Origin of the sequence: Clostridium saccharoperbutylacetonicum N1-4(HMT) (assembly GCF_000340885.1) — a bacterium.
GTDB lineage: Bacteria > Bacillota > Clostridia > Clostridiales > Clostridiaceae > Clostridium > Clostridium saccharoperbutylacetonicum.
Genome location: NC_020291.1, coordinates 1,095,965 through 1,107,216 on the forward strand (window position 1 = coordinate 1,095,965; position 11,252 = coordinate 1,107,216).

Genomic DNA, 11,252 nt, shown 5'->3' on the forward strand with positions numbered 1-11,252 from the left:
TTGGAGAAGAAAAGAATTGTAGAAGGTATAGAAAGATATTTAAAAGTAAAACATGGAGTAAAACTTAAAGATGCAAAAGATTATGAGATTTTTAATGCATTGTCATTAACGATATTAGAAGAGATTGTTGATGATTGGAATGAAACTAGTGATACTTATAATAGAGGTAGGATGGCTTATTATTTATCAGCAGAATATCTAATGGGAAGAGCACTAGGAAACAATTTGATTAATTTAGGTTTATATGATGAAGTTAAGGAAGTATTAGCAGAGTTAAAAATAGATTTAAATAGAATAGAAGAAATTGAAGAAGATGCTGGACTTGGAAATGGTGGTCTTGGTAGACTTGCTGCATGTTTTGTAGAGTCAGCAGCAACATTAAATATGCCTTTAGTTGGTTATGGTATAAGATATAGCAATGGATTATTTAAGCAAAATATAGAAAATGGATTTCAAACTGAATGTGAAGATACTTGGTTAAAATTTGGAGAAGCCTGGAGTATCAGAAAAGACGATGAAATTCAAATAATTAAATTTTCTGATATGACAGTAAAGGCTGTTCCTTATGATGTACCTATAATTGGGTATAAGACTAAAAATATTAATACATTGAGATTATGGCAATGTGAAGCATTAAGGGAGTTTGATTTTAATTTATTTAATAATCAACAATATATTGAGGCAGTATCAGCTAGAAATAAAGCAGAAGATATTTCAAGAGTGTTATATCCTAATGATACAGCAGAAGCAGGAAAAATATTAAGGCTTAGACAACAATACTTTTTCTCAAGTGCATCAATGAAAGATATAATTAAAAAGCATAAAACAAAATTTGGAAGTGATTTCTCAGAATTTGCAAAAAATAATGTTGCACAATTAAATGATACACATCCAACAATATCTATTCTTGAATTTATGAGAATATTGGTAGATGAAGAAAATGTTGAATTCGTAAGCGCTTTAGCAATAGCAAAAGAATTTTTTGGGTACACAAATCATACTATACTTGCAGAGGCTTTAGAAAAATGGGACATTAGATTAATAGAAAGATTATTCCCAAGGCTTCTACAAATTGCATATGAAATTGACGATGCATTAATGAATGAATTAAGACAAAAGGGCTATGATGAAGGAGAAATTTGGAACTTTAGAATTGTTGCTAATAATCAAATTAGAATGGCTAATTTAGCTATTTATGTGAGTAGAGCTGTAAATGGTGTTGCTGCTCTTCATACTGAAATATTGAAGAAGGTAGAATTAAACAACTGGTATAATTTATATCCAAACAAATTTCAAAATAAAACAAATGGTATCACACCAAGAAGATGGCTTAGACTTTGTAATTCAGAGTTATCAGAATTTATCACTGATTTATTAGGCAATGAGGATTGGGTTAAAGATTTATCTTTACTTAAGAATCTAGAAGAATATAGTGACGATGATCAAGTATTGAAAACATTAATGGAAATAAAACGTGAAAAGAAAGTTCAGTTAGCTGAATTCATTAAGCAGGAAGAGGGAATTATTATTGATCCTGATTCATTCTTTGATATTCAAATTAAGAGATTGCATGAATATAAGAGACAATTATTAAATGCTTTATACATTTTAGATTTATATTACAGAATTAAGGAAAATCCAGATTTAGATATTCCTAAAACTACATTCATATTTGGTGCTAAGGCATTTCCAGGGTATAGACGAGCTAAAGGAATTGTTAAATTTATCAATGAAATAGCAAGACTAATTGATAGAGATGAACAAGCATCTAAGAAAATTAAAGTTGTATTTGTACATAATTATAGAGTTTCCTATGCGCAAAAACTTTTCCCAGGTTCTGATTTATCTAAACAAATTTCTACTGCAGGGAAAGAGGCTTCTGGAACTGGAAATATGAAGTTTATGTTAAATGCAACACCTACATTTGGAACTTATGATGGAGCCAATATAGAAATTGTTGAGGCTAGTGGAGAAGAAAATAATTATATTTTTGGTCTTAAAGTTGAGGATATTGAAAAGATTAAGCATGACTATGATCCTAAAGAATATTATCACCAGAATGAAAGCATAAAGAGAGTTGTGGATACATTAATTAATGGTACCTTAGATGATGGCGGAACTGGATATTTTGAAGATTTATACAATGCATTAATAGAGGAAAGAGACCAATACTATTTACTTGCTGATTTTGAACTATTTAAGGAAGCACAGGGAAAGGTATTTGAAGATTATAAGGATAAAAAGAAATGGGCGAAGAAATGTTTTGCAAATCTTTATAGTTCTGGAGTATTCTCAAGTGATAGGACTATAAAACAATATTCAGATGAAATTTGGAATATAAAACCAGCATCAGTAGAATAATAAAGATACCAAAAGCGAGAATCAGACATATGCGGAACTTACCGAAATTAAACACATATTTATTACAGCGGACTAGTGAAATTTTCGCTGGATAGGTTCTAAGTGGAAGGTTGCACCCATTTCTGCATGTTCCTAAAATAAATTTATGACAAGCAGAAAATGGAACAACCTTCCACTAACAACCATCACAGCTTAATTTCATATGCCGCTTGCACAAATAGGTATCTAATTTCTAGTGTAGTGTTACGATTATAATTTCTCAATGATGCATGTACATTCCATTTATAAGTTGGATATCTATAATAAATTTTACTTAGGACTTACAAATATAAAACTTTGTTTTGTATTTATAAGTCTTATTTTTTGATATGTAAAAATAAGGAAGTTAAAGTTTACATTTGCCTTAAATTCTTGTATTATTAATATAGTTAAGTTAAGATTTAGGGATTTATTTGTATAATAATTTGAGTATTTTAAAGTTAGAAAGGGGATTGAATATGAAAAAAATAGTAGTATTAGATGGTAAAACATTAGGTAATGTAGACTATATTAAATTGAACGAATTTGGCCAAGTAGTTTATTATGATTTAACTTTAAAAGAAGAGGTTGCAGAAAGAATTAAAGATGCAAATATAGTATTAACTAATAAAGTAGCTTTAAATGAAGACAACTTAAAAGAGGCTTCTGAATTAGAATTAATATGCGAAATGGCAACGGGTTTTAATAATATAGATATAAAATATTGCAAAGAAAAAAATATTACAGTAACTAATGTTAGTGGGTATTCGACGACTACAGTGGCACAACATACTTTTGCAATGTTATTACACTTATATGATAATATTAGTTATTTCGATCACTTTGTTAAATCAGGAGAATATTCTAAACATAACATGTTTACTAATATAGAAGTACCATATAGAGACTTATGTGGAAAAGTATGGGGAATAGTAGGCCTTGGAAACATTGGAAAGAGAGTTGCAAGAATTGCTCAGGCCTTTGGCGCAAGGGTAGTGTATTACTCAACTTCAGGCAAAAATGCAGATTCTGATTATGCTAGAGTGGAATTTGAATCATTGTTAAAGCAATGTGATATAATTTCTATCCATGCTCCTCTAAATGAGAAAACAGAAGGATTATTTAATTACGAAGCCTTTACTAAAATGAGAAAAGATGCAGTATTAATTAATGTTGGAAGAGGGCCTATAGTAGTCGATGAAGATTTGTCTAGAGCTTTAGATGAAGAAATAATAGGGGGAGCGGCTCTAGATGTTTTTAAAGTTGAGCCAATTCCAGGAGATAATCCACTTTTGAAAATTAAAAATAAAGAAAGATTAGTTTTGACACCTCACATAGCTTGGGCAAGTGAGGAAGCTAGAAATAGATTATTTGCTGACTTGCTTGAAAATATAAGTGCATTTAATAGAGGTGAAAAGAGAAACAGAGTTTAGGGCAATTTACAGTTCACAGTGTACAATTTACAGTTGTTGAGAGTGAGTATAGTGAAAAAGTAGTAGACCAGTGTAGTGTTGGCCTATTATTTTTTTCATTGCGCGCATATATGCTATAATTATCAATGTTTAATTGTCATGTCAGTTAACTATGAAAGCTTTAAGGAGAATGTTGCATTTTCACTTATTTTATATACACTTGTCTTTCTGAATTTCTTGAATTGATATGTAAAATATTAATTATATATATCGAAAACTTGAAGATATTAACATTAATTTATAATTGACAATTGTAAATAGATTTATGCTGGTTTAAAATTTGATTTAATGATAAGATAGATAATGCTGAAAGTAATAAGGAGGAAAAGATATTATGGCGAAGGTTATAATTGCAGAAAAGCCATCTGTTGCTAAAAATATTGCTGATGCATTTAAAATAAAAACTAGAAAAGATGGATATTTTGAAGGTAATGGTTATTATATAACATGGGCATTTGGACATCTCATACAGCTTTATGATGCAAAAGATTATGATGAAAGCATGAAGGGATGGAGATTTGAAAAATTTCCATTTATTCCTGAAAATTTTTTATATAAAGTAAAATGTGATAGTATAGATAGAACAGCAGAAGATAAGGGTGCTAAAAAGCAGCTTGGAATAATTAAAGCTCTAATTGATAAAGAAGAGGTTGATGGAATAATTTCAGCTACTGACTTTGATAGGGAAGGTCAAGTTATAGCTGATGAATTATTTGGTTATTTTGATGTGAAAAAACCAATATATAGATTACTTTTAAATGAATGGACACCTGATGAAGTTAAAAATGGGATGGAAGCATTAAAAGATAATAAAGAAATGCAGCCACTTCAAGATGCAGGGATAGGAAGGCAATGGAGTGATTGGATTATTGGAATAAATCTAACTTCAGTAAGTACTTTAAAATATAAGTTTGAAGAAAATAAGACTATTAATATAGGAAGGGTTCTTCTTCCTACATTAAAGATCATTTATGATAGAGACAAAGAGATAGAAAATTTTACAGCAACTACTTATTATAAATTGGTATCAAATTTCAAGAATTCAGGAAATGAAGAATTTGAGGGATTATATTATGAAAATGAATCTGAGAAATTTGAGCAAAAAGAAGATCTTGATAAACTTCTACCTTTACTCAAAGGGGCAACGGCTAGGATTGTTGACAAGCAGACAGAGTTAAAAAAAGAATATCCTCCATATTTATTTAATTTATCTAATTTACAAGGATATATTACTAGTAAATACAAGGGGTGGACCTCTGATAAAGTTCTTAAGGTTGCGCAATCTCTTTATGAAAAGAAATTTACAACTTATCCAAGAACAGCAAGTGTAGTGTTAGAAGAAAGTTTAAAAGACAGAGCTAAAAAAGTTTTAGATACCTTAAAGTCAGGATTACCTTATGAGAAGGATATTAAATTTACCACCTCTAAAAGAATTTTTGATAGCTCAAAGGTTGAAAGCCATAGTGCTATAACACCAACATATATTAAGCCAACAGGTTTGTCAGCAGATGAAAATATAGTATATGAAGCTATAAAGAACAGATTCATAATGCAGTTTATGCCTATAGCTGAGTTTGAAGAAACAAAAGTAACCTTAAAGGTTAATAATCCAGAGGTTAATGGTGAATTTATTTCAAAAGGAAAAGTAAAGCTGGTTGAAGGCTGGAAGGTAGTAGAAAAAATAGAAAGTAAAGATGTAATCCTCCCAAAAGTTGAAATAAATGAAAATGTTGATATTATAGAAGCTAAGGTAAATGCGGTTACTAAGAAACCGCCTAAATATCATACTGAAAAGACTTTACTAAGAGTTATGGAAACCTGCGGAAAGGGCCTTGAAGATAAAGATGAAGATTCAGATGAAATGATGCAGGCTATTTTAAGTGGTTTTAGTATAGGAACGCCTGCAACTAGAGCTGAAACTATAAAAAAACTAAAAGATATAGGGTACTTAAAAACAAAAGGAAAAAGCCTTATGTGTACAGAACTTGGTAGAAATATTGTTGAAATATTTCCAGTAAGGGATTTACTTGATTTAGAATATACAGGAAGATTAGAAAAAACTCTATCAGATATTGAAAAAGGTAAATTTGCTAAAAGCGATTTTATGAAGTTGATAATTGACTTTACTGTAAAATCTGTAGAGTTAATAAAAAATGATACTGGTGCTCTATCGAGATTTAAAGTAGAAATACCAAATGGAACTGAAAGCGTTGGAGCTTGTCCTGTATGTGGAAATCCAGTAGTTGAAGGTGAAAAAAGTTTTGGCTGCAGCAATTGGAAAAATGGTTGTAAGTTCACTATTTGGAAGGATGATAAATATATTAGATCCTTTGGAAAAAACGTATCAAAAGAAATGGTAGAACTTTTACTTAAAAACGGCAAAGTAGGCTTTAGAAATTTGAAAAGTAAAAAGGGAAATACTTTTTCAGCATATTTTAAATACGAAAAGAATGAGGAAACAGGATATTTCAATTGGAATATGGAATTTATAGATAATTAGGATTTGCAAAGCAAACCCTAATTTTTTGATGTATAGATATCCAAAGCGAGAATTAGACTTATGCAACAATTACCAAAATCCGATACATTTATCTTCCACAGGACTAGTGAAATTTTCGCTGGAAGGTTCTAAATGGCGTCTTGTCGTCATTACAGCGTGTTCCAGATGTGAAATCCCCAAGGAGAAAGTTCATGTTTCCAAATATAAAATTTGGACATTCACTTTTAGACAAGCTGTAAATGAAACAGGCCATAGAGGAAACTCGACTCACGTTCGTTCGCTGAGTAAGCGATTCACACCAAATCACAGATTTGGGTTCTCTGCTTAAGAACCATCATCAGCTTAATTTCACATGCCTGCTTCCAGAAAATGTATCTAATTTCTAGTGTTACGGCTATAATTTCTCAATGATGCATGCATATTCCATTTATAAGATTGATTCTTAAACTGTATATCTATACAAGGAATGTATAGAATTTTAACACAAATCATTCAGCATAAATTATTCACTATTAATTAATTGTATATTATTAGAGAAGTAAGGGACACTAATGACGAGGTGAATATTGTGGAAAGTATATGGAGTTCAGAAGTAAAGTTTAAAGAAAGAGAAAAATTAGATCAAAATTTAGAATGTGATATTGTTATTATAGGTGCAGGCATTACTGGATTGTTAACAGCATATATGCTTAACAAAAGTGGAAGAAATGTAGTAGTTATTGATGCAAAAAGCATTGCAAGTGGAAATACAAAGAATACTACAGCCAAAATAACAAGTCAGCATAAATTAATTTATGATACTTTATTTAAGGAATTTGGAGAAGAAGGAGCTAGGCAATATGCTAAGGCAAATGAACTTGCTATAAAGAGGTATAAGGAAATAATAGATGAAGAAAAAATAGAATGTGATTTTGAATATAAAGATTCATATGTATATTCTCTAGAAAGTGCTGAAAATATTGAAAAAGAATATAATGCAGCTAAAAAGTTAGGGATTGATGCAGAATTAGCAGAGTCAGTAAACCTTCCTTTTGAGATTAAAAGTGCATTAAAATTTAAAAATCAAGCTCAATTTAATCCATTAAAATTTCTAAAGCCAATTTCTGAAAAGTTAACTATATATGAAAATACTAGAGCTATAGATATTAAAGAAAATAAAGTAATTGTAGAAGGTGGAGAAATTAAAGCAAGTCATATTATAGTTGCAACACATTATCCATTTTTAAATGTTCCAGGGTATTATTTCATGAGAATGCATCAAGAAAGGTCATATGTTATTGCATTGGAAAATGCGCAAGAAGTAGATGGCATGTATAAATCTGGTGATAAAAAAGGATATTCTTTTAGAAATTATAAAAACTTGTTGCTATTTGGAGGATCAGCTCAACGAACAGGGGAGAATGAGTCGGGCGGAGCTTATGAGGAATTAAGAAAAGCGGCCAAAGAACTATATCCTAATTCTATAGAAAAATATCATTGGTCAGCACAAGATTGTATGACATTAGATGATATACCATATATAGGACGTTACTCATCAAGTCTTCCAAATGTTTATGTTGCAACTGGATTTAAGAAATGGGGAATGACAAGTTCGATGGTATCTGCAATGATTATAAGTGATATTATTCTTGAAAAGGAAAATGATTTTTCAGAAATATTTTCTCCAAGACGTTTTGATATGTCTGCATCTATGAAAACTGCAGCTAAGGATTTAGTAATAACAGCAAAGAATTTTATAGCTCAAAGAATTGATATTCCAGAAGAACATACGGGGAATATTGAAAAGGGTCATGGGGGAATAATAGAATATAAAGGTCAAAAGGCAGGAGTATATAAGAATAATGATGGAAGGATATTTGCTATATCAACAAAGTGTCCGCATTTAGGCTGTGAACTTCATTGGAATGCAGATGAATTAACCTGGGATTGTCCTTGTCATGGCTCAAGGTTTGATTATGAAGGAAACTGGGTGGAAGGTCCTGCAACTAAAGGGGATAATAATATATAAGTGTGTAATATTTCAGAAGAAAAATCAAATATAGAGGATTATTTTTGTATTAAATTTATATAGATAATGGTATAATACTGTTAATTTAATATTTAATAGGCAGAGTTGTCTCAAAGTAATTATATTTTGAGACAACTTTTTTATGTGTGCCAAGCATGGTTATATGCAAATAGATGAAAGTATATATTCAAATAAGAAAGAAGGTTTGTGTAATGAATAAATTTGAAGTAAATGATGAAGGAAAATTAGAAGATGAACCAGATACTTTTGTAGCAATGTATGGCGTTGAACTTTGGATGGAAGAACAACCAATTATTTTAGAAGATAATTTATTAAAAAATTTAAAAAAGTATTGTGGAAAAATTGAAATTATATCTAAACAAGAGACATCAATTACATTTGGGTTTTTAGAGTACATTATGGAATATAAAAATGCAAGTCTTCCTGTTGCTATAACAATTAGCTTATGTGATGAAGATTTACAAAATGAGAAATTGAAAAGATCCTTAGAACAATCATGGAATTATGATAATAAGAAAGAATTAATTGCAAAGTGTAAATATAATGTTTTAGTAACAGATACAATGGCTGTTGGGCTAGATTATGCTAAAAGAATAGAACTTTTTCAAAAAGCACTTTATTCTATAGTAGAATTAATACAATGTGAAGGAATAAATTATTACATTTCAGAACAAGTAATAAGCAGAGAGGATTATTTAAAAAATAATCCATTAGATGATGATTATGACCCTTTATTTGGCATATTAAATGTGAGACTTTTTAATATTGAAGGAAATGAAAAAGAATATTTGATGGATACACTAGGTCTTTCAGCAATAGGATTATATGATTTACAATGTCATTTTAAAAATTTAGATCCAAATGAAATAGCAAACATTTTATATTCTTATGGATACTATATTTTTGATAAGGGAGATGCTGTTGCAGATATAAAAATAATACAAGGAATTTCAGAAAATGATGAATGGGAATGCCAGCATGAAATATCAATTGCAGAGCCTAGACGTGTTGTTTTAGATATTAATCCAGGAGAAGAATTTTCAACTGAAAATAGAGAGCAAATAATCTAATTGAAAAGAAAACTATGGTAAGTGAAAATTATAGAAAACGAAGATATTTATAATAATTGAAAAGTCATTATAAGTATCTTTTTTATTCCTTGAAGAAATTATAATGAAATTTCATGATAATATATATAGTACTTGTGAATTGAAATATAAAAATACAAATATCAATACAATATGAAAAAATTTTTACATTTTATATTGACATAGAAAATCGATGATAGTAAACTAATAACATTAATAAGAAAAATATATAATTTTGTAGAAAACAATGGCGTTTTCATTTCAAAGAAAGATATATCTTGTAAGAGGTGTACCTTTGAAGTGAATGCGCTTTTTTATTTGTCATCAAATGTTAAGTGAAATTATAATTTAACTTAAATTATTCAAGGGGGAATAAGAAAGATGGAATTGTTAAATGGCGCAGACATGGGATTTGTATTTATTTGTGCTGCATTAGTAATGTTAATGGTACCTGGCTTAGCTTTATTTTATGGTGGAATGGTAAGAAGCAAAAATGTATTGAGTATAACAATACAGAATTACGCAGCCCTTGTTATTATATCACTACAATGGATTTTTGTTGGGTATACATTAGCATTTGGACCAGATATTAAAGGTGTAATTGGAGGTTTAGATTGGGGATTCTTAAGTAATATAGGAATTACACCAAATGCAGATTATGCAGGTACAATACCACATTTAGAATTTGTGATATTTCAACTTATGTTTTCAGCTATTACTGCAGCAGTTATTTCAGGTTCTGTTGCTGAGCGTATGACCTTTCCAGCTTTCTTGGTATTAATAATTTTATGGAGTACCCTAGTTTATGATCCTATCGCTCACTGGGTATGGGGAACAAACGGATGGTTAAAGAATTTAGGAGTTCTTGATTTTGCAGGTGGACATCCTGTTGAAATTAATTCTGGTATTTCTGGTTTAGTTGCAGCAATAGTGATTGGGAAAAGAAGACATCCAAGTCCAGAGCCACACCATATACCTATGGCAATATTGGGAGGAGGACTTTTATGGTTTGGATGGTTCGGATTTAATGCAGGAAGTGCTTTATCTATGAATTATGTAGCAATAAATGCCTTCTTCACCACAAATACTTCTGCAGCAGCAGGAGCAATTGGATGGGCAGCTTGTGAATGGATAATATATAAGAAGCCTACTGCACTTGGAATAGTCAGTGGAGCTATAGCTGGATTAGTTGCAATAACCCAAGGGGCAGGTTTTGTAAGCCCTACATCGGCTATATTAATTGGACTAGTTGGAGGGGCTTTAAGTTTCTTTGCAATAGCGGTATTAAAGAGAAAATTAGGCTATGATGATGCTTTAGATGCATTTGGATGTCATGGTGTAGGCGGAATTTGGGGATCTATAGCTACAGCAATCTTTGCTTCGAAAGCAATAAATCCAGCAGGAGCTGATGGATTAATATATGGAAATTTTGCTTTATTGAAAGCACATTTAATATCAACTTGTGCAACTGCATTATATGCGGCAGTAATAACTTTTGTAATACTTAAAATTATGAAGGCAGTAATGAAGGTAAGAGCAACTTCAAATGAAGAAGCTGAAGGTTTAGATGTATATTTACATGGAGAAGAAGCCTATTCAGGATTTAATAGATAATAAATAAGTTATAATTAAGATTTTACAGCTCATATCAAGAAATACTGAAGGAAAAAGTGAGAATCGAAAAAGAGATTAGTTCTTGGTTGCAGCATAGCTGCTTCTTTTATAGGTGTACATTTCGCTATTCGGACTTTCTATGTGAGCTTCGTGAATAATGACAATTGATA

General features: G+C 30.4%; 6 protein-coding genes. All 6 read left to right on the plus strand.

Features of this window, described 5'->3' with window-relative positions:
* The 6 genes from CSPA_RS04810 to CSPA_RS04835 all read left to right on the plus strand — a co-directional run bounded on the left by CSPA_RS04810 (position 1) and on the right by CSPA_RS04835 (position 11,082).
* Positions 1-2,361 (plus strand): glycogen/starch/alpha-glucan phosphorylase, encoded by a 2,361-nt coding sequence (locus tag CSPA_RS04810; RefSeq protein ID WP_015391082.1) that lies wholly within the window; start codon positions 1-3, stop codon positions 2,359-2,361.
* Positions 2,362-2,858: 497 nt separating this feature from the next.
* Positions 2,859-3,812 (plus strand): D-2-hydroxyacid dehydrogenase, encoded by a 954-nt coding sequence (locus CSPA_RS04815; protein ID WP_015391083.1) that lies wholly within the window; start codon positions 2,859-2,861, stop codon positions 3,810-3,812.
* A 373-nt stretch (positions 3,813-4,185) separates the two neighbouring features.
* Positions 4,186-6,351: a type IA DNA topoisomerase gene (locus CSPA_RS04820; RefSeq protein WP_015391084.1), complete on the plus strand. Its 2,166-nt coding sequence runs from the start codon at positions 4,186-4,188 to the stop codon at positions 6,349-6,351.
* A gap of 568 nt (positions 6,352-6,919) precedes the next feature.
* Positions 6,920-8,359, plus strand: coding sequence for an FAD-dependent oxidoreductase (locus tag CSPA_RS04825; protein ID WP_015391085.1), 1,440 nt, complete (start codon positions 6,920-6,922; stop codon positions 8,357-8,359).
* 212 nt (positions 8,360-8,571) lie between these two features.
* The gene (locus tag CSPA_RS04830; protein WP_015391086.1) at positions 8,572-9,450 is read left to right on the plus strand and encodes a DUF4261 domain-containing protein; all 879 of its coding nucleotides are present in this window, start codon (positions 8,572-8,574) and stop codon (positions 9,448-9,450) included.
* Between the two features lie 399 nt (positions 9,451-9,849).
* Entirely contained in the window at positions 9,850-11,082 is a 1,233-nt protein-coding gene (locus CSPA_RS04835) for an ammonium transporter (protein WP_015391087.1), read from the plus strand.
* Positions 11,083-11,252: the final 170 nt, after the last annotated feature.